19 protein-coding genes and 2 pseudogenes are annotated in these 21,960 nt (G+C 58.6%); 11 read left to right on the top strand and 10 right to left on the bottom strand.

Going from position 1 to position 21,960, the window contains the following annotated elements:
* The first annotated feature begins 581 nt into the window (after positions 1 to 581).
* A complete protein-coding gene (locus KIP88_RS40740) occupies positions 582 to 689 on the top strand; it encodes an ATP-binding protein (RefSeq protein ID WP_374226578.1) in 108 nt (35 codons plus the stop codon).
* 529 nt (positions 690 to 1,218) lie between these two features.
* On the opposite strand, the gene KIP88_RS48735 is transcribed toward KIP88_RS40740, so the two are convergent.
* The 6 genes from KIP88_RS48735 to KIP88_RS40720 all read right to left on the bottom strand — a co-directional run bounded on the left by KIP88_RS48735 (position 1,219) and on the right by KIP88_RS40720 (position 7,430).
* On the bottom strand, positions 1,219 to 1,500 hold the full coding sequence (locus tag KIP88_RS48735; protein ID WP_374226577.1) for a DUF3363 domain-containing protein: 282 nt from the start codon (positions 1,498 to 1,500) through the stop codon (positions 1,219 to 1,221).
* Positions 1,500 to 1,628 carry a hypothetical protein gene (locus tag KIP88_RS48005; RefSeq protein WP_283848574.1) on the bottom strand — a complete coding sequence of 43 codons (129 nt, stop codon included), beginning with the start codon at positions 1,626 to 1,628 and terminating at the stop codon, positions 1,500 to 1,502. Before KIP88_RS48005 ends, KIP88_RS48735 begins: the two co-directional genes overlap by 1 nt.
* Positions 1,629 to 1,773: 145 nt before the next feature.
* Complete coding sequence (locus tag KIP88_RS40735; protein ID WP_249791400.1) at positions 1,774 to 3,987, bottom strand: hypothetical protein; 2,214 nt, start codon at positions 3,985 to 3,987, stop codon at positions 1,774 to 1,776.
* 481 nt (positions 3,988 to 4,468) lie between these two features.
* Positions 4,469 to 5,068, bottom strand: a complete 600-nt coding sequence (locus KIP88_RS40730; RefSeq protein WP_249791399.1) for a hypothetical protein — start codon at positions 5,066 to 5,068, stop codon at positions 4,469 to 4,471.
* A 114-nt stretch (positions 5,069 to 5,182) separates the two neighbouring features.
* A complete protein-coding gene (locus KIP88_RS40725; RefSeq protein WP_214493757.1) occupies positions 5,183 to 6,520 on the bottom strand; it encodes an IS1182 family transposase in 1,338 nt (445 codons plus the stop codon).
* Positions 6,521 to 6,680: 160 nt separating this feature from the next.
* Entirely contained in the window at positions 6,681 to 7,430 is a 750-nt protein-coding gene (locus KIP88_RS40720; RefSeq protein WP_214493756.1) for a hypothetical protein, read from the bottom strand.
* A 151-nt stretch (positions 7,431 to 7,581) separates the two neighbouring features.
* Between KIP88_RS40720 and KIP88_RS40715 the strand changes: the two are divergent.
* Positions 7,582 to 8,195, top strand: a pseudogene (locus KIP88_RS40715) (ATP-binding protein); the annotation flags it as partial.
* Positions 8,196 to 8,370: 175 nt separating this feature from the next.
* Here the strand turns inward: KIP88_RS40715 and KIP88_RS40710 are convergent.
* Together KIP88_RS40710 and KIP88_RS40705 are read right to left on the bottom strand one after the other, a co-directional pair.
* Positions 8,371 to 8,556 (bottom strand): hypothetical protein, encoded by a 186-nt coding sequence (locus tag KIP88_RS40710; protein ID WP_214493755.1) that lies wholly within the window; start codon positions 8,554 to 8,556, stop codon positions 8,371 to 8,373.
* A gap of 14 nt (positions 8,557 to 8,570) precedes the next feature.
* Entirely contained in the window at positions 8,571 to 9,101 is a 531-nt protein-coding gene (locus KIP88_RS40705; protein WP_214493754.1) for a hypothetical protein, read from the bottom strand.
* Positions 9,102 to 9,687: 586 nt separating this feature from the next.
* On the opposite strand from KIP88_RS40705, the gene KIP88_RS48000 reads away from it, so the two are divergent.
* The 4 genes and pseudogenes from KIP88_RS48000 to KIP88_RS40690 form a co-directional block, all read left to right on the top strand.
* On the top strand, positions 9,688 to 10,095 hold the full coding sequence (locus KIP88_RS48000; RefSeq protein ID WP_283848573.1) for a hypothetical protein: 408 nt from the start codon (positions 9,688 to 9,690) through the stop codon (positions 10,093 to 10,095).
* A gap of 2,100 nt (positions 10,096 to 12,195) precedes the next feature.
* Complete coding sequence (locus KIP88_RS47995) at positions 12,196 to 12,330, top strand: hypothetical protein (protein ID WP_283848572.1); 135 nt, start codon at positions 12,196 to 12,198, stop codon at positions 12,328 to 12,330.
* Positions 12,331 to 12,635: 305 nt separating this feature from the next.
* Complete coding sequence (locus KIP88_RS40695; protein ID WP_214493752.1) at positions 12,636 to 13,949, top strand: LLM class flavin-dependent oxidoreductase; 1,314 nt, start codon at positions 12,636 to 12,638, stop codon at positions 13,947 to 13,949.
* A gap of 383 nt (positions 13,950 to 14,332) precedes the next feature.
* A pseudogene (locus tag KIP88_RS40690) lies at positions 14,333 to 14,638 on the top strand (6-pyruvoyl tetrahydropterin synthase family protein); the annotation flags it as partial.
* A gap of 151 nt (positions 14,639 to 14,789) precedes the next feature.
* Here KIP88_RS40690 and KIP88_RS40685 read toward each other — a convergent pair.
* Positions 14,790 to 15,791 carry a GDP-L-fucose synthase gene (locus KIP88_RS40685; protein WP_283848571.1) on the bottom strand — a complete coding sequence of 334 codons (1,002 nt, stop codon included), beginning with the start codon at positions 15,789 to 15,791 and terminating at the stop codon, positions 14,790 to 14,792.
* Positions 15,772 to 16,857: a GDP-mannose 4,6-dehydratase gene (gene gmd, locus KIP88_RS40680; RefSeq protein WP_214493751.1), complete on the bottom strand. Its 1,086-nt coding sequence runs from the start codon at positions 16,855 to 16,857 to the stop codon at positions 15,772 to 15,774. The genes KIP88_RS40685 and gmd overlap by 20 nt, the downstream gene beginning before the upstream one ends.
* Before the next feature lie 462 nt (positions 16,858 to 17,319).
* Between gmd and KIP88_RS40675 the strand changes: the two genes are divergently transcribed.
* From KIP88_RS40675 to KIP88_RS40655, 5 genes are all read left to right on the top strand, one after another.
* Positions 17,320 to 17,976 (top strand): FkbM family methyltransferase, encoded by a 657-nt coding sequence (locus KIP88_RS40675; protein ID WP_214493750.1) that lies wholly within the window; start codon positions 17,320 to 17,322, stop codon positions 17,974 to 17,976.
* A 513-nt stretch (positions 17,977 to 18,489) separates the two neighbouring features.
* A complete protein-coding gene (locus tag KIP88_RS40670) occupies positions 18,490 to 18,735 on the top strand; it encodes a hypothetical protein (protein WP_249791398.1) in 246 nt (81 codons plus the stop codon).
* A 228-nt stretch (positions 18,736 to 18,963) separates the two neighbouring features.
* The gene (locus KIP88_RS40665; protein ID WP_214493749.1) at positions 18,964 to 19,884 is read left to right on the top strand and encodes a 4'-phosphopantetheinyl transferase; all 921 of its coding nucleotides are present in this window, start codon (positions 18,964 to 18,966) and stop codon (positions 19,882 to 19,884) included.
* A gap of 768 nt (positions 19,885 to 20,652) precedes the next feature.
* Positions 20,653 to 21,258, top strand: a complete 606-nt coding sequence (locus KIP88_RS40660; protein ID WP_214493748.1) for a hypothetical protein — start codon at positions 20,653 to 20,655, stop codon at positions 21,256 to 21,258.
* Between the two features lie 83 nt (positions 21,259 to 21,341).
* On the top strand, positions 21,342 to 21,818 hold the full coding sequence (locus KIP88_RS40655; protein ID WP_249791397.1) for a hypothetical protein: 477 nt from the start codon (positions 21,342 to 21,344) through the stop codon (positions 21,816 to 21,818).
* Positions 21,819 to 21,960: the final 142 nt, after the last annotated feature.

Below are 21,960 nucleotides of genomic sequence, written 5' to 3'. Positions count from 1 at the left end.
TGCGCAGTCGTGAGCCGCTCGTCAGCGACGTTCAAGCTGATCAGCACGACCCAGTCCTCTTCCGGGCGTGCCGGGAACCGCTTGCATCCGCCGCAGCAGCGTGGCGAGGATTTGAGCGATCTGGGTTTGCGTCGCGGTCGACAGATTCGGCCACAGGCGCGGAATGTCGGCCGGACGGCCAGGTGGATTTGCCAACGTCGGTAGGGGTCGATACGCAACGCGACCTGGAAGCGGTCGGTGGGTCATCGCGAATCACCTTCTCGTCGAGAAGGCTCAGACTCGCGCTCAAATGTTGCATCAATGGGATCAGCGTACGTGCACTGATGCGCGGCAGATCGGCGGCGTTTGGGCGGGCAGTGATCGTCTCGCCAAGATCCGTCGACGCGATCCGAACCGCCCGCGGCCGGCCGTCCGGCAGCGCGACAACGACGTAGGCGGGACCGCGCCCCGACCGCTCCTTCAGCACCTCAAGCCGGTGCCCAAAAAGAAAATGATGCGGGTCAGTGATCGTGACGTGAGACACGACCCGCTCAAGAATAGGGGTACTCTGACGTGTTCGGCGACCCAACGCTCGGCGACCCATCCTGGATCGCCTCGTTCACAACGCTCACCGCCTTCAGCTTACCGGAGAAAGCATGCGAACGAAGAACGCCCGCAATCAAACTCTTGACGCCGCCTCAAACCCATGAACCCATCACCATGTCGGTCGAAGCGGCCGCTCAGGATCGCGTGAAATATCTGCTCACGATCAAACGAAGCGAGAGCTCACCATCGAGTGAAATCGCCGCTCACCATCACCGACATGCGCAATGTGTCCGAGCTATGGGCTCAATCGGTGCCCGGCATAGTTCTTCATGGCTCGCCACTTCGCGCATTCCCAAAGCGCGTCGGTTACGCGCTTGACGGTGCGCTCGTCATCGGTGGCAATCGTCGAGGATCGTGGTTCCGCCCCTAGGCCCGTTCGAGCTGATTCAGGATCCGGGTGATTAGGAAGCTGCGGATCTCAGAGCCAGCAAGGCAGGCGGCCTCTCAAGAAGAGCGGCCAAGGTGCTGCGAGCTCATCAAAGTCATCACAATGAGTTTCTGGCGAGGGTGGTTGCGAACGATGGGCGCCACAACGAGGTAGAGTGACACGGGTTTAGGTCCATCGACGCGGGTACAACCACGGCGCAGCCCGCGCATCGCAGTCGCGCGCGTCCCAGCCCAGAGATCGGCGGGTCAGAGCGAAAGGCCGCGTTTGTGGCCAAGGCTCCAGTCAACGCTGCCGGGACCGGCTATGCCGCTCACGTAGTTGCTCAATTCGCGCTCGAGCGGAGGGGCAGGGCACGAGCTGAAACGGAGAATGATGCCATCATGGCAAAGCACCCCGAGGCGATTCGACAATCTTCGGCGATAGATCCCTCGCAATCTACCCACCTGCATCAGCGGGCAAGACGCAAGGCCCATTTCCTCGGCGAGACGGCTTCCGGTGTCGAGCTCACGGCGGCGCGGGCGCTCAATCAGGTTGAGGCCAAGCCGGACCTTGTCGCCGTGGCGATGGGCAGTCCAAGGTCTGCCAGCACATCGATCAGCCGCTCGAGTGCCGCGCGGACCTCGGCAATAAGTAAGTTGAATTTCGCGATCGCCATTTCCTTTTATCCAAACGCTATATTGCGCAGCCCATTTCCCGTGGGTGCCCCTGGTGCGAGCAAGCCAATGCCGCTGGCTGGGCGATAATATTTCCCCCGATGCGCCGCCCCGCTGACCCCCGAGGTTGCAGCCCAAGCGCGTTCTTCAACCAGCTTCAGGATAAACACGAACGCGTGAGCCGCCGTCCGTTTCCAGCAACTCGGCCCTGTAAGGCACGCCGCGGATGTTGATATACGTCGGGCGCTCGGCTTCCGGCATGAGGTGCTCCCCCTCTAGTGCACGGACAAGGTAAGGCGGAAGCCAGCGTTCGCGGTGCTGCCATCCCCCGCGGATAAGAAACCCAAGATCAGCTATGGGCTGCCGCGATGGCCCAGCTTCATTCATCGGCCTCGCGCGAGGATGATGGATGAGACGAACGTCCCTGTGCTCTCCCGGCCCAAACGTGGCCGAGTAATGCTCACCGTTGATCGCGAACTGGCTTGGGCCGAACTGGTTCGGCATGAGATTGATGTTACTCAGTACATCGATCAGGACGTCCGAGGCCGGTTGGGAGCCGTGGTGCCAGCCCTCGCCGACGATAGATCCGAAATCCAGCCGCTCCTGAGGGGCCCCTGATGGCCCAACGAACGACGGCGGTCTGGCGAGGTCAGGCGCCGGCACAGAGTGAGCGTCGTCACGCAATTCATACGGTGTGGGCGGATTCAAATTAACCAGCGGCTCAAGACCGCCGTAGACGTCTGACGAGGGACGCCTCGCAGATGATAGTGACGCGGGTTCTTGCATCTGCTCTCTAAACCAATCCCAAGCGCCCGCGCTCGGGGTGGCTGGCGTTGCCGGAAGCTCCTGAAGCGAGCGCGGTTGCGGGCCGCGGTGCGGTGTGAACGAGGATGACGCGGGTTCTTGCATCTGCTCCCTAAACCAGTCCCAAGCTCCCGCGCTCGGGGTGGCTGGCGTTGCCGGAAGCTCCTGAAGCGAGCTCGGCTGCGGGCCATGGTGCGGTGTGAATGTGGACGACGCGGGTTCTTGCATCTGATTCCTAAACCAATCCCAAGCTCCCTCGCTCGGGGTAGCTGGCGTTGCGGGAAGCTCCTGCGGCGACCCGGGCTGCCGAGCGCCTTCCCCGGCGAGCGGACGCGCGCTCTCAGGAGGAGGTAGCCCCAGCGCTCTGTTCGCCTCGCGGACTTGCTGGTAGCGCCGAAGCCTGAGCAAATCGGCGTTAATTTTGGTGTCCGCGGTTTGGTTCCTATACTCCTCAACATCTTGGGCCAGCCCATTGTCATTCAGTCGGCCAGCCATGGCCCCTTTTTCGCGCGTTTGCAGCCAATCGCTCAACCTGGAAAGGCGGCGAGCCTGTCTATCGACAGTCTCCGGCTCAATCCTGCGTGTCGCCTTTTCCGCCGCGGCCCACATGTCGATGAGGGTTGCGTCTGCCGGATAAGGAGCCAAGCGCCGGATATCGGCTGACAAGGCCTTTCCGGCGCCGACGTCCCGGAGCTTTTTCAATGCCGCTTTGATGCGCCCGCTGCGATCCTTCGCATAGGTTTCCACATCGTCATCCAACCCAGCTTCCAGCTCAGGGTTGCCAATTCGATCCGCGATTGATGGCCTCCCGTTCTGGCTAAGTCGGCCGCTCAAATGGCGCAGATCGGCTATCGCATTTTTGATGGTGCCGTCGCCCAGTACTTTGCCGGTGCCGTCGTCCCGGGTGACCTTGGCTTTGCTTTTGAAGTCCTCAAACAGCTCCTCGTCCTCCTCAGGGACCCCGCGTGTTCGGCCGGGCTGCTTGGCGTAATCCACGCGAAACTTCGTTGAAAAGACCTCTTGCTGAGCCGTGGAACCGGACGGCTTTTCGCTGCGACTCGTCCCAAACGCCTTTCCGACACCTGACTTGATACGCGACCACAGTCCGCGATCCTTGCTGTTCTTCGTCTGAATCGCGGGCTGCTCCTCAGATGGCAAAGTGTAGCGCGCACTGCTGAACAAATCATCCCGCAAATTGGACTGCGGCGGTACTTGGGCCGAATCTCGAAAGTGAGCTCGGGGGATGTCTACGCTGTGGCGCGTGCTGCTGAACGAGGTTTCCCTCAGCCGGGAGTGTGGCGGCATCCGCACCGAACCGCCGAGGTCAGTGCGCCGGATTCCTCCATCGCCCTTTGCGGGACTCTCATCAGGCGAACTAGACCTTGCGGAGCTCTCATCAGACGAATTGAGTTGCAACTCGTTCATCTGCTGCTCAAAACTAGCTTGCTCCCTCGTGTTGCCCGATTGCTGCCCCGCGCGCGACTGTAGATAGTACGCTTGTGCGAATCCTTCCACATCAAAATCAAATAGGTTAAAATTGTTGTTCGTTCTCTCCATGGCACCTCACATCCCACAGCAAAGCTCGTATCTGGCGCACGGTAGAGTGATCGAGTGAAAGCGGTGGAGCCTTCGGCCGAGATTCCGACTGTCGAAGCCTGAAGACAACTGACAATCAACAATCGTTTGCCGCGACCAAGACCGCCGCCACGCCCCTCCGATTCCGAGATCAAGCAATCGGGTGTTCATTTCCTGATGACGTCGCCGTCTAGATATCGAGGTTCTCATGCTAGGAGAGTTACCTGATGAGAAGCTGACGAGTCTCAGAAGGTCACAATGAGCTAATGGCGACCGCGTTGATTTCTCCAGAAATCTGCCGCGTACTCGCCACGAGATTTTTGGGCCAAGCCACGCACGATGCGGTCCCGACACGAAGCGAGCAAACAGCCTTGCCAACCGCTCGGACATTACGTCTGAAAGCAATACGATCAGACTTGAAGAACTATTGTATCGCGGGAATTCTCCACATGTGGAGCCCGACTCAAGATGCCGGCTGTGGCATCGCTATCAATTCGAGATCGCGGAACATGATGTAGTTCTGCCGGATCCACTGATGCAACTCGGTGGAGGAATCCTTCTCGTTGCGCAGATATCCGGTGAACGAAAAGCTCAGTCGGTCGACGTAGGTCTTTAGAAATACCGGTAGCGCTGAAAAGCGGAGTAAGCGCGCGCCATCCATGACTTCAGGTAACTCGCCGCGCAGCATGAATTCATTGTGGACGGTGATTAGCGCCCACGGGGGAATCCGCCACCGCAGCATCTCATAGCTGCGCGAGGAGGCGCGGTCGGTGCCGGCGACGAATAGGATGACGGGGGCGACACCGCGGCGGAGCGCCTCCTTGATGAAGCCGATCTCCTCGCACATCTTGAAGAATTCATCAAAGGCATGGAAGCCCAGGTCGATTACCTTGGCCACCCGGTCGTGCAGGATAAGCCGGTCCATCAGCTGCATCTTGCCGTAGGTGTCGATCACATCCGCCGTCTCAGTAATGTTAGGGAGGTAATCGACCAGTGACGGCTCCTTCAGGTTGATGTCGAACGAGAGCGCAGTACCGTTCTTCAGCAGCAAGAACTCGCTCATGAGGCGAGAGACGAGGGTCTTGCCGACCTGCGGGCTAGGAGCCTGTCCCTATAATGGACTTAGGATTAAGCGAAGCGGGTTCTGAAGCGGCTTTTTGGGGAGACAAGTTTCTCCTCAGCGTGCGGCTGCGAGTTTTGCGAGGTTATGTGCGGTGCAGATCATGGCCCATTCGGCTTTGACCTTGTCGATGCTGCGCAGGAGGAACTGACGGAAGCCTCTTGCCTGCTTGATCTGGCCGAACACGGGCTCGACGATCTGTTTTCGCAATCGATACCGGCTTCGATAGCCTGCGCGCTTGAGCTTTGCGCTCATTCTGGCGATAAGCGTGCCGGCTTTGAGCTTCCTTTTAGCCGTGGCCGCTCTGGTGCCGTGGTTTTGCCGTCCGGTGGCGACGTAGCCCTCGATCCGGCGCCGAATGAGCGTGCGAAGATTGGCTTGCGAGCAATAGCCCGCATCGGCCGATGCTTCATCCGGGTTCTTGCCGAGATTGGCTTTGATAGCATCGAGCAAGGGTGCGAACTGCGCCTGATCGCTCGGCGAGTTGGTCAGCGTGTGCGCCACGATGATCTGACGGGTGCCATCGACGGCGGCCTGTGCGTTGTAGCCCTGGATGAAGCCGTTTTTGGTCGGCATCACACGGCTGTCGGGATCGGTGAAGTTGCGTTGCGCCTTGTCGCCTGGCTCTGCCGTGACCGGCTTGGACTTGCGTCCCGGCCGACCCCTGCCGCCGTCGCCGGAGCCGTCGTCGTCCGGCTTCGAGGCGGCTTTGGCTTTGGCTTTGGCTTCAGCTTCCAGCGCGGCCTTGGCGGCGCGGATCTTCTCGAGCCGCTTCTCTTTATCGGCCATCCACTCAGGCATCTCCTCGCCACGCTTCGAGGCTCCGAACTGACGATCCTCAGCCTTGTCGGTTTGGGCGGCTTCGGCAAACCACCGTTGGACCTCCGCTGCAAGCCTCGGCTCGGCCTCTTTCATCCGGCCATAGCTCATCGCCTTGTTGATCCCGGCATTGGCCTTGATCTTGGTGCCGTCGAGCGCCACATGGCCAAGCTTCACAAGGCCGGCCTCGCGGCACAGCTTCAAGACCTGCCGGAACAGACCCGATAGCGCTGCCAGATGGCGTTTGCGGAACTCGCTGATCGTGCGGAAGTCCGGATGCTGCATCCCCGTTACCGCCGCAAAATCCAGCCGCTCCTCGCAGCCCCGCGCGATCCGCCGCGACGAGTAGATCCCCTGGCTGTACGCATAAAGCAGCAGCGCCACCATCATGCCAGGATGATAGGGCGGAAAGCCGCGCTCCTCGTCATAGCTATCCATGATTGCCGACAGGTCCAGCCCTGTGCGAACCGTGTCGCGGACAAAGTGGGCCACGTGCCCAGACGGCACCAAATCCTGGATCGACGGCGGCAGCAGCCAAACCTGATCAACGTCCCAAGGACGAAATGTCTTGCTCATCCGCCGTTTGAATCACGACGCTCGTTCCTCGTCGAGAAAAATCCGATTACTCGGACAGGCTCCTAGGAGAGCAGATGATGTAAATGGGCGTGGCTAACATTGCTAGTAATATCAAGCGAATTTCGTACGTGGTGCAGACGTTCAATCGCCGAACGAGCGACTATTTTTCGCCGCCGCGGATCACTGACTTGGCGCCGGCCAAGTCAGTCAAGTTAATGCGATCATATTCGCGCCAGATATTCGCGAGCCAGTGCCGAACATAGCCGCGCAGCACGAAGGAGTGGTTCGCGGCATCGTCGTGCCGACCCTTGTTGGCTACGAAGTTGACGAACGGGACGGAAGCTACTTCGACCTGCTCATAGGCCATCTCGTTGAGCTTAGGGATCGTCAGCTCGGTCGCGTTCTTGATACGGTGGAAATAGGAGTTGTAGGTCGACTCGTCCCACTGGAAGAATTGAGTGTCGTTGATGAAGTTCTTGACCAGAAAATACGTTGCACCAGTCATGAAACTGGCGGTCTCGGCGATCTCGTCCAGGGAAGCGATGGATGATCCCAAGATGTGGAATACGGCAAAGGTGATCTGGCCGGACCGCGCGGCATCCAAAAAGCCGATGTCGCGCAAGGATGCCAGCGCCGGAGACAGCAAGCCTGCGCGGGCGTCGATCACCGTGACGGATAACCCTGAGTTAAGTGTGTCGAAGATCTTCATCTGATCCGCAGTCGTGGTCATGTCGACGATCTCGGTTATCTCGGGGTGGAAGCGCTTCAACGTTCCTCGCGGCGACTCAGTATCGAATGCGCGTGTCTGCACGTTATTGGTATTGAAATAGTCCAGAAGCGTTCGGGATACGGTCGTCTTGCCAACCCCATCCTTGTCCGCACCCACCACAATCACAACTGGCTTTGTCATGGAATCCCCTTAAAGCACTCGCTACCGCCGACCGCGACGTGTGCAATCAGCAAATCTCTGCTTTGGATGCGAAGATGGCAGAAACAAGGGATAGTGGAATCTTTGACGCGTCACCAAGGCGATTGGTGGGAATTTCTTGATGCGAGGCCATATGCTTAACCATCCTACCCACGAACGCCTGATCGAGCTCGGCTTGAGCGGCATGGCCAAGGCCTTCGAGGAGCAGCGACGATCGCCTGATCTCGAAGCCTTGCCGTTCGAAGATCGCATCGGCCTGCTGGTCGACCGGGAAGCCGCGGAACGCGACACCAGACGGCTCACCACGCGGCTCAAGCTGGCCTCGCTCCGCCAGAATGCCTGTGTGGAGGACGTCGACTTTCGCACGCCGCGGGGTATCGACCGGACCGTCTTCGCCAAGCTCGTCAGCGGCGACTGGATCGATCGCCACGAGAAGTTGCTCATGCTGGTTAGCCTGTCCGCTCGGCCACAAGGCCCTGCCGCGGCAATCGCTCGGTTCTCTATCATCGCGTCCCAAGATTGTTCGAAACGTTGGCGCTCGCGCGGGGCGATGGACGTTATGCCCGCTTGCTCAAAACCATTGGCCGCGCCCAGCTTCTGATTTTGGACGATTGGGGATTGTCGGTGCTCACCGCCGCCGAGCGGCGCGATCTACTGGAAGTCCTCGAGGACCGCCATGGCCGCGCCTCCACCATCGTAACCAGCCAACTCCCTGTGGACACATGGCACCAAGTTATCGGCGAGCCGATGACTTCATGATGCCTCCTTCTTCGAACGCTTGGTGCGTCGTACCCGGTTGCGAAGCTGAGTAATTTGTTTGCCTGAGAGCTCGATCTGCCATGGCTGGCCCTTCGCCAACTGATGACCTGCCAGCAATCCGCGCGCGAGATAATCGAACACCGTCTGCGGGGTTACTCCAAGCTCAGCCGCTGCGCCCTGAATCGAGAAGCTCCCGTCGGGCCAGCGCATTGGGTTCCATGCCGTTGATTTTGACGGTGGGAATGCCCCAGCGGGTGCGTAACACCCAGACGTTCTCGCCTTTGAAGGCGCAGCCTCGGGCCGCGACGAAGCCTTCCTGATTGAGTATCGCCGTGATCTTGCCATCCATTTTGTGTTCAGCATTCAACTCGGCGATCCGTCGCCGCAACCGATCAATGTCCTGTAATCGCGGTAGGTGTGAACGCGCCGTTGTACGTGATGCTCGCTGGTTGCGCCGGTCTGCCAGACGATCTTGAGCCACACTTGACCTCGGGTCCGCTTCTGATCAAGAACGACTTCGCGGATAACAAATCGCAGAATGCGCTTGCGATCGGCTGCCGACGTGGTGGCCGTATGCCAAATCCGCGGCAGGTTCTCGCCGAGCGCTTGTAGCCCAGCGCGTTCCGCCGGGCCAATCAGAAGCGGCTCTTGTACGCGCCAGCGCGCATGCTGCTGCTCGACCGCCTCGACGACACGCAGCTTCTCTTCCCAAGCCCGCTCAAGTGAGCGCGCCACAAGACGGTTCTCGGGTTCTACGGCGTCATACTGACGCCGAGCGCGCTCGGCCTCGTAGCGGGCGCGCTCCACGCGAAGCGCCCACTGGCGCTCGAGCTGACGGCTCTCCTGCTCCAGTTGGCCCGCCGCCGCGAGTGCGATCTCAATCTGATCCGGCACCCCGCAACCTAATTTCGTTGATCGCCAACGCTTAAGGCAGTTCGCATTGGTTTGTGCGTCCGGGAGAAACGCCTTCGTCAGCTAGTCGTCAGCCAAGCGGTCTATGTACCTGCCGCGCCTAACCGGCCTGAACCCAATGCGAAAAATAGGAGTGCGAACAGTCATGTATGGTCGAATTGGTGGGTCCTCCGATAACCCCTACACGCGTGGCGCCAGCGGGCAAACGGATCCAGGAAGCCAAAGCTTCGCTGACACGTTTGCCCGGGTGCGCTTAGACGGATCGACTTCCAGCGGAAGCTCATCTTCAGCGGGAACACCGGCGTATTTCCTCCATGATAGACCTCCAGTGGTGGAGATAGACAGGCCTTCTTTCAGGAGGGAGGCGAGGCAGTTTCATGGCGATGAAATCATGCACATTGCCGAGAATCCACAAGAGTATTCGGATTTCGTATCCTCGAGGGCCATACGCACCGCGGACGTTGCTCAGCAATACGCCGTGAGGCGAGATTCGGAGGACGCGCGATATTTCAGCTACCAATTAGGAAACCAGAGCGCCGGACTGCTGAGAACGGAAGGCGGGTTCAGCATGACTGAGTTCGAATCCGAAAATTGGCGGCACCAGTTTCCTGGCCGGGCTGAGATCACCTCGACCGTGGATTTTCAGGTGGCTCATCCACTTGTCGAGAACGCAGGCGATATTCTGCTTGAGCATCAACTCCGGATAGATGGCGAACGACCGTTGCTGAATTGGCGTCCGGCTAATCCAGAAGCACAAGCCCGTGCAGCGATGATGGGGTTCGTTCAAGTGGATGATGGGAACATGGTACTAGACCCTTCGCAGCATCCCGAAAAGTGGACGAAGAACAGTGCCGGTGAATGGCAGCGTGCGGACAAGCCTCCACTCTATCTCTGCAAAACCGAGAAGAACGAGAGCAGTGATACCGAGAGCGCATCAAGTCCCCCCAGATACTCGTACGAGGATGACTTCATGTGACCAGACTCTTGTTGGATGTAGCCGTAATGGTCGCGGCCGCATCCGACTACAGGTGTCCTATGGTCGTGCGCAGTGAACGGGAGGGCTCGTCGCAAACGGCGGCGCGCGCAATGAGCGCTATCCACTCGGCGAAGGAGCGTGGGTGGAGGAGCTACCGCCTGCGCGCAGGCTCTTGTTTAACAACTTCGTAGGTCGATCGGGTTTTCTGATGCCGGACCCGCTGGACGCCTTGTGGCCATCTTTCCCACGGCCATAAGCTAATCGAGACGCGCAAGCTGAACAAGGTTGCCGCACGGCCACAGCGACAGGAAAGCCGATCAGATCGCGTGACACCTCCTTGCCGGAGAAAGTCGACAGCTTACCGCGGGTGATCGGCTGGAAATACGCGATGAATATCAGCACCAGCACCGCGGCCTGGGGCAGCGGACGTACTCTCTCTGCTCGGCCTGTCGCAGGGCGGATGATATCGGCAACGCCCTTGGGGCCGGTTCTGCCGGCCGGCGGCAACCGAGGCCAGGTCATGCGGTCGGCCGTGCGGCTCCTCGCGGATGCCGGCGATGATCAGCGATGTTGCGGCCTTTCGACGACACGCACCAGCGTCTCCCCGGCTACTGGTGTGCTCACGGCAGAAATCACGCTTCGATGCGGCTCATCCATTCGCGCCAGCGCAGCCGGCATTTATTCAAACTCGGTGTCCAGAGCGCCGGCTGCTTGCTTTCCTTTCGGCGCGTCGGCGGATCAGGTTGTAGGCTTGGAAGAACGATGACGAAGGCTACCACGCAGGCATCTATGGCTCATTTGAGGCATCAATTCGAGCGGCATGCCTTGCGAGGTCGACCTTCTCGCTTGCGGATGATGACCGATCATTCAGGTACATCTTGTGCCAGGATGGGAAGCGCTCTCGCCGGTTATTGGAATGACACTGAAAGCGGGCAAAGTCGCATGTGGCCTGGGGAGTGTCGGATGATACGAATGCTGAATGCTTGGTGATGTAAGTTGCAATTGCGCAGGTCGCGCACCGCCCCGCGCTCCGATCAAGCTACCAGAAGCTCGCGAAGAGACGCGCTCCCGCTGCATAGGCAGTCGTGTCCGGCCGGGGTGCCGGCGTGGACCAGGCAACGTTCCCGTAAAGGCCGCCGCAGATACTAACTGAGATTCGTGCCATGCTTCGAAGAAGACATCCGCGCCAGGATATCGTAGGGGTACGCCACGACATGCAACGCGGTGAGCCAGCAGGCCTGAGGTCAGGCAGGTATCGAAGCGTGCGAGCGCATAGCTGCATGCATTCGGCCATCGTTGAAGTGTCGAGAGAGTGATGATGCGAAGAACGAAAGAGCTCTGAGCCCGACTTCCTTAATCAGAGCGTTATCAAGCCGCGACATACAACTCCTGAAGCGCTCCGCTTTCATCGCCCGAACATTCGGCTATTTTGATCGTTGCAGTACGTTCCTTCGCCCCGGCGACCGGCTCTCCCACTTTGATCAGCAGGACTGGCCGGCCGCTTACGGGTCACCTTCGGCTCCCTCTATAAGCGCGGATACCCAGAGCGCGACGATGACCGCGCTCCTCAACATGCGAACGCCGTCAGGTCGGAATCTCACTCGGCGATCGCGCCCTATGACATCGTCGTCGGATCCGACGTGCAGGCTCGCTCAGAGCGCGTTTGAGGACTCGCCGCCAACAAACTTGGAGATGGCAACCGGAAAGCATCGGTGATGCGGCAGCCTGTTTGGCCAACGCCAGCACCATTGGATGCCCCCGCCGCAAATTGCCAGATACCAGGTCATGCTGCGATGCCGAGCGCCCTGGCCGTGAAGTCGCCAGAGGGAAGATGATCCCCGAGTAGGCATTCGAGTTCGGCACGGGACCCTGGGTCGTCGTTTAACGCACGTGTTGTCGTGGTCAGCCGTGTCCGGTTGAAGACGTAATTTCCCTGCCCGACACTACGCAGCTAGTAGCCCGCCCCGGCGTGACGCGAAGCACATGGTGTTTCCTCAAGCAGCCTCGCACAAAAGGTCTTGTGGCACGCCGATTGCTGGGAGACGGTGAAGAATCCGTCACGACAATGGCGGTATCGCAGGCACCGGCCCGGGAGCTTAGATGAGACTTGCTCAGTTGATCCAAATCAATGCCATAACTGCTGCACTGTTGAGTGCTGTACCGCCGATTGAAGCCACATCCGTCGTGGTGCCGCTGTCATTCGGCCAGCAGCGGCATTGGTCCTATCGCGTCTGATCGTCGGCAGAGAGGCATATCCAGATCGCGCCTCGGTCGCGGCGAGCTGGGAGAGCCTGCCCTTCAGTGGCTTCGGAAATGGTCGCGAATGAGGCGCTGTGCACTACCTTCTTGGAGGAGGCGGCGAGCCGTTCCAGCAGATCGGGCGGCTAGAGTTAAGACAGAGAGCTCGATCGGCGCGCAAGAGCTTTGAACCGAAAGAACGAAGTACATTTGCTGGCCGCGGCGCAGAACCACCCTGCGACAGTGGGCTGGGCACCATGTTTGAAGCGGCTCGGTGACCATCGTGCCCCAGGAGAAAAAGGATGAAGCTTGGACTGTTTTATGAACACCAGTTGCCGCGTCCTTGGGAGGACGGCAGCGAGCGAAAATTGTTCAGTGATGCGCTGGAGCAGATCGAACTGGCCGATCGGCTCCGATTCGATCACATGTGGGCGGTTGAGCATCATTTCCTCGAGGAGTACTCCCACTCATCCGCACCCGAGGTCTTTCTGGGTGCCGTCTCCCAGCGTACAAAGACTATTCGCATTGGTCACGGCATTTGCCTGTCCTCCCCGAATTACAACCATCCGGCGCGGGTGGCGGAGCGCCTGGCGACGCTCGATCTGATCTCTGGGGGGCGCGCCGAGTGGGGGACCGGAGAATCCGCGTCGCTGATCGAGATGCATGGCTTTGGGATCGAGCCCGAGCAGAAAAATGCCATGTGGCGGGAAGGGGTCGAGCAGACCGCCAATATGATGACGATGCGGCCGTATCCCGGGTACGACGGGCAATTCTTCTCAATGCCGACCCGTAACATCGTGCCAAAGCCGGTCCAGAAGCCGCACCCACCGATCTGGATGGCGTGTTCCCGGCGCGACAGTATTTTGCGTGCCGCGCGTCACGGGGTAGGGGCGCTGATTTTTGGATTTGTGGAGGCGTCGCAAGCGAAAGTTTGGCGCGACGAGTATTATCAGATCATCAAGTCCAATGAGTGCGTGCCCATTGGGCATTCGGTAAACGCCAATATCGCCACTCTCAACGGTATGATGGTTCATGAGAACGCCGAAGAAGCTATGCACCGAGGACTCGATGGTTTCAAGTTCTTCGGTTATTCGATCGCGCATTATGCGGTATATGGCGAACACCGTCCTGGGCGCACGAATTTGTGGCGGCGCTTCCAAGCGATCAAGGACGAGATGAAGGAGACGCCAGGCTCAGGCAGCATCGGACAGCCCAGGAGTGTTCGCGAGCATCTCATGGGGTATGCTGATGTCGGTATCGACCAGATGATCTTTATCCAGCAGTGCGGCATAAATAAGCACGAGCATATCTGTGAGGCACTCGAGCTGTTCGCCAAAGAGGTCATGCCTGCTCTGAAAGAACGGGAAGACGAGCGCGTCCGACGTAAAGAAGAGGAGCTGGCTCCCTACTTAGAGGCGGCACTTGCCCGCAAGCCCTCGATGCCCGAGCTGAGCGAGTCGGACATCCCCAATGTCGAGGCGATTGGCATCGTCCTCGAGCGTTGTACAGGTAAGGACTACGCCTCGGCGGGTGGCACCTTCGCGGACCCGACCCGCGGAGGCGCCATTCCGATGGCTTCACGCGAGTCCTTCGCCAAGTCGGCCAAGGTCGACTGACAGCGAAGGCCACGATGGGATCTGGCCGAGTTCATGGGCGGGTGGCGTCAGTGGCCGGTAACGGCCGAGGAAATCGGCCACGCATCGCTCACAGTCCGAAGAAGCTTGTGTGCTGGCCGCGCCAATCCTACAAGTGATTTCTCTGCGAAGCGGGAACGCGGAGTCGAACCCAAAGCTATGCGTCTAAGTTTTCTGGGTGACTACGTTGATCGGGGTAGATGCCGAATGCCTCACCCCCTGAATCCAATTGCCCCTTTAGCTGATGGATGCCCCAATCCATACGCGAAATCATGGGTACTACTCAGTTATCCGAACTGGGCTGAGCATTGAAATCCTATAAGCATCTGCGCATTCGATGAAGATATCCCAAGCCTTTTGAAACGGCTCACCGCCTCCCGAACGTGCCGCCCACACATAGGTGCAGCCGCGTGCACGGCCATTCCTATAGGGTCGAGGTGCAACTCGATGGACCAGGGATCCTGTCACCGGATTCGTCGTAGACTTTTCTGACCTAGATCATCAGTGCACTTGATCATTGATGCCTAAACGAAGTCGAGGGATTGGAAAATCCTACGGCAGAGAACATTGCCGTTTTGATCTTGGAAAGATTGAAGCACAAGCTTCATCAAATATCATCCGTTCGAGCCTACCAAACCTCCGATTGTTGGGCTGAATATGAGGGACGATGACAAGAAAAGCACTTTGTTTGGCCTGCTTCTCGTCGTCGAATTTGCAATCCTTCGAGCCCTACAGCTTGAAAAAAGCGTGCATCTCAAACCCCTTCTGCCCGAACGATCGATTCCCGCTCAAGCGCTAGGAGAGTCTTCACAGGCCGATTGCTTATGGGTCCCGGATCACGCTCGCTTGTCCGGCACGCGGAGGACTACTCTGCCGCGACCTGTGGCTCTCGTTGAGATATGCCCGGTACGCCAACGCAATGCCCTCCCTCAGCGAGGTGCGGGCTCGCCAGCCGAGCGCGGTGAGATGGCAGACATCGAGCAGCTTGCGCGGCGTGCCGTCGGGGCGCGATATGTCGAAACCGATCTCCCCACTATAGCCGACAGTCGCCGCGACCACGCGGGCGAATTCGGCAATCGTGATGTCCTCGCCGGTGCCGATATTGACCAATTCGCTGTCCGAATAGGTCTTCATCAAATGGATGCAGGCATCCGCCAGATCATCGACATAGAGGAATTCGCGCCGCGGCGTGCCGGTACCCCAGACCACGACCTCCCTGGCGCCAGACATTTTCGCCTCGTGGAAGCGGCGGATCAGCGCGGCGACGACGTGGCTATACTCGGGGTGATAATTGTCGCCGCTGCCATAAAGATTGGTCGGCATCACGTTGATGAAGTCGGCGCCATACTGGCTGCGATAGGCCTCCACCATCTTGATCCCGGCGATCTTGGCAATCGCATAGGGCTCGTTGGTCGGCTCCAGCGGCCCCGTCAGCACGGCATCCTCGCGCAGCGGCTGCGGCGCCAGCTTGGGGTAGATGCAGGAGGAACCCAGGAACATCAGCTTCGCGGCGCCATGGACATGCGCCGCATGGATCACGTTGGTCGCAATCGCCAGATTGTCGTAGAGGAATTCGGCACGCAGCGTATTGTTGGCGACGATGCCGCCGACCTTGGCCGCCGCCAGAAACACCACCTGCGGACGCTTGGCGGCGAACCACTGATTGACCGCGGCCTGATCGCGCAGATCGGCCTCGTCCCTTGTCGCGGTCAGCAGCTCAACGTCTTCGCGCGCCAGCCGGCGCACCAGCGCGGAGCCAACCATGCCGCGATGCCCGGCGACGTAGACGGTCTTGCCTTTCAGCTCAAACGGAAGGCTTGCCATTGGCCACCTCCCGCCTGGCGTCAGCGAGATCGCTTGCGACCATTTCCTTGACCAGCTGGGCGAATGACGTCCTGGGCTGCCAGCCGAGCTTCTCGCGCGCCTTGCTGGCATCGCCGACCAGAAGATCGACTTCGGTCGGCCGGAAGTAGACCGGATCGATCCTGACCAGGGTCTTGCCGGACTTTTGGTCGACGCCGGTCTCGTCGACGCCGTTGCCGCGCCATTCGATCCGGCGGCCGACTTCGGCAAACGCCAGTTCGACGAATTCCCGCACCGAACGGGTCTCGCCGGTCGCCAGCACGAAATCGTCGGGCGCGTCCGCCTGCAATATCCTGTGCATGCCCTCGACATAATCCCGCGCATGGCCCCAGTCGCGTTTGGCCTCGAGATTGCCGAGATAAAGCACCTCTTCCAGGCCGGTCTCGATGCGGGCGACGCTGCGCGTGATCTTGCGCGTCACAAAGGTCTCGCCGCGGATCGGGCTCTCATGGTTGAACAGGATACCGTTCGAGGCATGGATGCCGTAGGCCTCGCGGTAGTTCACCGTGATCCAGTAGCCGTAGAGCTTGGCGACGCCGTAAGGCGAGCGCGGGTAGAACGGCGTGGATTCCCTCTGCGGCACTTCCTGGACCAGGCCGTAGAGTTCTGAGGTCGAGGCCTGATAGAACCGCGTCTCCTTTTCCATGCCGAGGATCCGGATCGCCTCCAAGAGCCGCAACACGCCGATGGCATCGGCGTTGGCGGTATATTCCGGGCTTTCGAAGCTGACGCCGACATGGCTCTGGGCCGCGAGGTTATAGATCTCGGTCGGCCTGATCTGCTGCATCAGCCGGATCAGGTTGGTCGAGTCGGTCATGTCGCCGTAATGCAGCAGGAACGGCACGTTGCGGGCATGCGGGTCCTGGTAGAGGTGATCGATCCGCGCCGTGTTGAACGAGGACGACCGCCGCTTGATGCCGTGGACCTCATAGCCGAGGCCAAGCAGATATTCGGCCAGATAGGCACCGTCCTGGCCGGTGACGCCCGTGATCAGCGCCACGCGCCGCTGTGAATCCTGAGCCGCCATTCTCTCTCCGGTTACGCGCAAGGGAAGGCTGTCATTTGCGAAGTCTAACTGAAAGCCGATTCAAATCAGGCGGTTAGGCCGCAAAGTCAGCATCGGCCCGGGCAATGAATGCTGGAGCCCGCCCTTTGCCTTGAGCTGTCGTGCGATGGTGACGAGCTACTTTGCATTTCGGCAGCAATGACATGGTACGACGCGCCTGTTGAAGAGCCCGAGATACGCCGGCGACCGCATCCTAAAAAGCCACGTATTGATCGAGAGGCGCGCATAATCCATCCCTTTATCGTCACGCCGGCGCATGCACTATATATACATTGATATACATTGCGCAGGGAGGGCGTGCGTCAAAGTTCAACGGACCTCCGCGAGGCCATGTAAGTAGGCAGCTGCCGAGCGCTCCAGAAGTTCTCGACAGGACTGCTGTCTAGGCTTCAGCAGGCCTTCTCTAAGAGACCGCATATTTCCATGGAACCCACATCTTCCTTAACAGTACATCAGCAGATTGTTTCTCTTCTTCAAAAACCGGATCGCGTTATCTTGGACATCGGCTGCAACGACGGAACCGATACGCGAAAGTTTCTCGAGCTCTGCCCGCAGGCTCAGCTCTACTGCTTTGAGCCAGATCCCCGAGCGGCTGCTCGCTTTAAGAAAAACATGGATCATTACCTCAACAAGGTGAATCTATTTGAGATCGCGATCAGTGACCGAAATGGCATGATCGATTTCCATCCAAGCAATGGAAATGGAGATGCGAAGGAATGGGACCTCTCTGGCTCGATACGGCGACCCAAGAATCATCTCGTGGAATATGACTGGGTTCGGTTTGATCATCCCATCCCATTGAAACTCGACGGTTGGATGGACTGGTGCAGTGAGGCGAACCTAAAATGCATCGATTTCATCTGGATGGACGTGCAGGGAGCCGAGTCCGATGTGATCGCTGGCGGCAGGAATACCTTGAGCAACACGCGCTTCGTCTACATGGAATACAGCGACCAGGAGCTCTTTGAAGGGCAGCAGTCCCTGCAAGCCATTCTTGACTCGTTACCTTCGTTCGAAGTCGTGACCCAGTATCCCCACGGAGTCGAGGGTGATGTCTTGCTTAGGAACACGAGCCTGTAGAAGGGGCTGTGAGCGCGTGTACAAGGCCGCCGAAGAGGTAATCGGCCTCGGCCAATATGGGCGGACGCTGACCGTAGTTCGGTCGGCGAGCAGGATCACGACGAAGAGGATGAACAGACCTGATCGAGAGATGGACGCCACGGTCCGGCGATGAACCCTCACTCGCCTGCGATCAGCTCTTCGATAAGAACTCGCAAGTACCCAAATCCCGAAAAGCCGCAAGCCCAACAAAAACAGCTTGAATCTCACGTGGCGTCAGGTTGTAGGCTAGAAAAAATGCTGACTAAAGCCGTCATTAGCAACTCAAACTTGAGTGCCACGCAACGTTCCCATTGAGGGATTCGTGTCTTCGCGAGCATTCTCGTGACGCTTTCATTCAGTGTGCGTTTCGAGAGGCTGAGTCACTTCGCGTGTTGGCAGGTCGAAACAGATCGGAGTCCGGCTTTGGCCGGTCTTTCAACGGCGACCACAACTTCGCCGACAGGCGAGCCAACATTCAGAAGGAAGCATGTCTTGACTCAGGCCGAACAAGACGTGGTCGAGCACATGCTCGCATCATTAGCGATCAGCTCGCTGCAAAGTGGCATTGCACCCACCAACGAACAGGTTGCGCATCATTTTGAGCTATCATGCGAGAGGGTTGGACTTGTCGTCACGCTTGAATCTGCGACCCGGATCTTTAATTGCGTCGCACGTGAGATCCACAAGGCGCAGTCGGTACTCGAGTTCATCGGTCCCGGCACGGATCAAATGCAGTGAGCGAACGGAATGAAGCTCCTCGCACGTGCGCGCAGCACGAAGTCGCCCCTCGTTGGTCGGACATCATATTGGAGGGTAGGACCCGCACGTTAGGTTCCACATAGACTGCATAATTCTGCCCGACGTCCACAAGAGGGTACCAATCCGCCCCCGACCTCTGCCTCCCCTGAATTGTTGAAGACCGTACCCGTCCACTCTGAGCAGTCTGCGACAGTCCCGACAACGCTGATGCAATTCGGCCAGCAAGGTGTGGCGCGTGGGCGGTCGATCTCGAAACGGGTCGCGTCAGCGCAGAGCTCGTCCGATGCACGCTCGATCGGTCTGATCCTGCCGTCGAAATATCGAGCGTCGCAGAGCATGACTTCGTCTCGGACGCTGCGGGCCTTGAGTGGCCTGCGATCTCAGGCTAGCTACCGTAAAGCGAGTTCAGATCTGCAGCTTCACACTTTTCCAGAACAAAGGTTCGCCCAATCTATGAAAACGTTAACGACGTTAGGGGCTGCCATCGGCGCAGCTTTGGCACATGACATCAGCTTTTCCGGCGGATCGATATGTGACCCGGTCCCCCTCCCATTTCCGGCCGAAGACGACATGTTGGGGAACGTCTCGCTTCGTCGTCGGCGTGAGTTCGCCTGGGGACGGCATCACGCTCATGAGGTCTTGCGTAAATTGGGTTTCGCTCCTGTTCCGATTTTGTCGAGAGTGGATCGAGCTCCTCTTTGGCCTTCGGGAGTCGTCGGCAGCATTTCCCACTCTTCGTCTGATTGCGGAGCTGTTGCCGGAAAGTCCAACACTGTGCTCGCTCTGGGGTTGGACATTGAAGATCAAGAACCGCTCGGAGCGGACCTTTTGCCGCTCGTATGCACCTCCGAGGAAATCGAGCGTAAGGAGTGGTCCAGCAGTCGCTTCGGCCCGAAATTGTTCTTCGCAATAAAGGAAGCCGTATACAAATCATATGCGCCCGCAACTGGTGAATTCTTGGATTTTCAAGATGTCAGTGTCAGGACGAATGACCAGAGCGGGGTCTTCGAGGCTGAGATTGTCAACCCGGAAAAGCCTACTAGTTTCGGCAGTCGAACCATAAATGGAATCTATCTCCCATTTGTTGGAGGAATTCTAGCACTAGCCGTGCGATTTCGAGGCGAGTGATACATCTCGTCATAAATGCTGGAAGGCCAAACGAGACCTCATCGAGGTTGCCTTGCAATTGAAGAATAATCTTCTGTTCTAGTAGCGAGTGGGCGGGCTTTGACTGCGACAAGAAGCTTGATGTGTATGACTGCGTAGCGCCCCGTTCCCCTCTCTGTGATCCGACCAGACAAGGTGCTTCACCGAGCCCTTTCTGATCGAACGCGAGCTGAGATGCCGGTCATCATGTGGGTCTCTCAATCAGGAAACCATGAAAAGGGAGCGCCTAATGGGTTACGACTAGCTGCCGTTATCCGGGTTTTGCGCGATGATGCCACGCTCGCAACAGCGATGGCGCCGTTAGGGCCAACATCGAACAAGCTATGTAACTGCAGGATACGCATCGTCGTGAGAGCGACGCCGCGAGCTTCAAGCAACAGCCAGGCCAGAGATGAAAGGCGGTGGGCGCCGGTTGGTTTGCCGGGTCGCAATTCGCCTTTGCCTGCGCGCTTCCGTCCGAAAGCAAACACACATCTTGCTAGAAGCCGCCAAGCTGTTGCGAATGCGACATCGCGAGCGACAAAAACAGCCAATTTGCGATTGTGTCGCAGTGGCTCAAATCCTGCGCCGTGCCAGGTGGCAGTAGGGCCAGGCCGGCCGCAGCAGTCCGAAGTTGCAATGCGCGAGCATTGGGAGCTTTTTGGTTTCTAAGCCTCTCAACGCATTTCCACTGGTGCTTCGTTACGCTTGCGGACGGGTTCTGTTCGCACGGCTTTCGACAGAGGTGTAATGATGAAATCCGCGTCTAGAGAGAACGAATCGATCAAGATCGTCGCCCCTGAGAGCCGATCGAGGGTCAACGCCATTCTGACGACGGCTTTTACGATGTGCCCCTTATCGAGGTGGCTCTATCCGGAGCCGGAGCGCTACTTGCGCCATTTCAGCGGGTTCATCGAGCATTACTGCGGCGATCCATACACCAATCGGAGCGGCGCATATTTCGATAACGGCGACAAAGGCGCGCTTCTGTGGCAGACCGACAAAATGCATCGGGACGACGCGCGGATGATGAAGTTCCTGCTCGGGAGCGTTCCAGAGTACAGGCGAGCGGAAACCGAAAGGGTATTCAAACAGTTCGGCAAATATCACCCGCAGAAGCCGTTTTGGCATTTCACCATGCCGGGCATCGATCCCATGCACCAGCGATCCAAGTTGGGGGACCGTCTGTTCCGGTACGGCCTCGCGATTTCCGACGAGGCGAAAGCACTGGCATTTGCAGAAGCCACTAGCGTTCACTCGGCTCGGCTGTATGAGCGCATGGGATGGAAAATCATGGGCGAGGTTCAGGTCGGCAGTTCGCCGCCGGTTTTCCCGATCCTCCGCCATCCCCATTGAATGCGGGACGGCGACCGGGCGCCAGGCAATGCCTACCGAAAGGCCGATAAAGCCAGTGCCTCTAAACCTGTACGAGTCTGATCATGCTGGATCTTCGTCACCCCGGACGGCTCGACGATCTGTTCCATTCGATGGAGGAGGCAAACGAATGTTTTCTCGGCTACCCGTTTGCGAAGGGATTCAACTACGAACCTTTGTGGCGCTTCCCGAAGCTGACGGGCAACAACAGCGGAGATCCATTCACATCGGCAACCTATCGCGTCAGTTCGCGTACGTTCGAATGGGAGGTCATCGACTTCTTTGCCCGGTTGTTTCGGGCACGGTCGGACGAGTTTTGGGGCTACGTCACGAATGGAGGGACCGAGGGAAACATCTACGGCTTGTATCTGGGTCGAGAACTGTATCCGAACGGAGTCGCGTACTTTTCGCGAGACACTCACTTCATCTGCTCGGGCTCGAATACTGTGTGGTACTGGCGCCAACCGATGTTCGCAGACGCATCTGCTGGCTGGTGGAGCTTTGCAGCTGGCGCGCTTTCGCGCGACACGCTCGGCACCTGACAGGTAATCGTTCGGAGTTCAACTGAAACCCCCAATGAACTGGTCACGACTAGCGCAAGAAGAACAAATCGTGAACGGGCGGTATTGGCCCCTTTTCGGACTCCGGCGTTCCGAGTCAAATGGAGAAATGAGCTACGAGGAC

The organism is Bradyrhizobium sp. SRL28 (genome assembly GCF_018596315.1).
Taxonomy (GTDB): domain Bacteria; phylum Pseudomonadota; class Alphaproteobacteria; order Rhizobiales; family Xanthobacteraceae; genus Bradyrhizobium.
This window is presented reverse-complemented; position numbering and strand designations above follow the sequence as displayed.

Coding starts and splice junctions, on each gene's coding strand:
- KIP88_RS48005 (WP_283848574.1), bottom strand. CDS start 1,628: ATGGCGATCGCGAAATTCAACTTACTTATTGCCGAGGTCCGCGCGGCA.
- KIP88_RS40730 (WP_249791399.1), bottom strand. CDS start 5,068: ATGAGCGAGTTCTTGCTGCTGAAGAACGGTACTGCGCTCTCGTTCGAC.
- KIP88_RS40660 (WP_214493748.1), top strand. CDS start 20,653: ATGATGAAATCCGCGTCTAGAGAGAACGAATCGATCAAGATCGTCGCC.
- KIP88_RS40675 (WP_214493750.1), top strand. CDS start 17,320: ATGGAACCCACATCTTCCTTAACAGTACATCAGCAGATTGTTTCTCTT.
- KIP88_RS40665 (WP_214493749.1), top strand. CDS start 18,964: ATGCAATTCGGCCAGCAAGGTGTGGCGCGTGGGCGGTCGATCTCGAAA.
- KIP88_RS47995 (WP_283848572.1), top strand. CDS start 12,196: ATGAGACTTGCTCAGTTGATCCAAATCAATGCCATAACTGCTGCACTG.
- KIP88_RS40695 (WP_214493752.1), top strand. CDS start 12,636: ATGAAGCTTGGACTGTTTTATGAACACCAGTTGCCGCGTCCTTGGGAG.
- KIP88_RS40655 (WP_249791397.1), top strand. CDS start 21,342: ATGCTGGATCTTCGTCACCCCGGACGGCTCGACGATCTGTTCCATTCG.
- KIP88_RS40725 (WP_214493757.1), bottom strand. CDS start 6,520: ATGAGCAAGACATTTCGTCCTTGGGACGTTGATCAGGTTTGGCTGCTG.
- KIP88_RS40720 (WP_214493756.1), bottom strand. CDS start 7,430: ATGACAAAGCCAGTTGTGATTGTGGTGGGTGCGGACAAGGATGGGGTT.
- KIP88_RS40735 (WP_249791400.1), bottom strand. CDS start 3,987: ATGGAGAGAACGAACAACAATTTTAACCTATTTGATTTTGATGTGGAA.
- KIP88_RS40685 (WP_283848571.1), bottom strand. CDS start 15,791: ATGGCAAGCCTTCCGTTTGAGCTGAAAGGCAAGACCGTCTACGTCGCC.
- gmd (WP_214493751.1), bottom strand. CDS start 16,857: ATGGCGGCTCAGGATTCACAGCGGCGCGTGGCGCTGATCACGGGCGTC.
- KIP88_RS48000 (WP_283848573.1), top strand. CDS start 9,688: ATGACTGAGTTCGAATCCGAAAATTGGCGGCACCAGTTTCCTGGCCGG.
- KIP88_RS40710 (WP_214493755.1), bottom strand. CDS start 8,556: ATGGATGGCAAGATCACGGCGATACTCAATCAGGAAGGCTTCGTCGCG.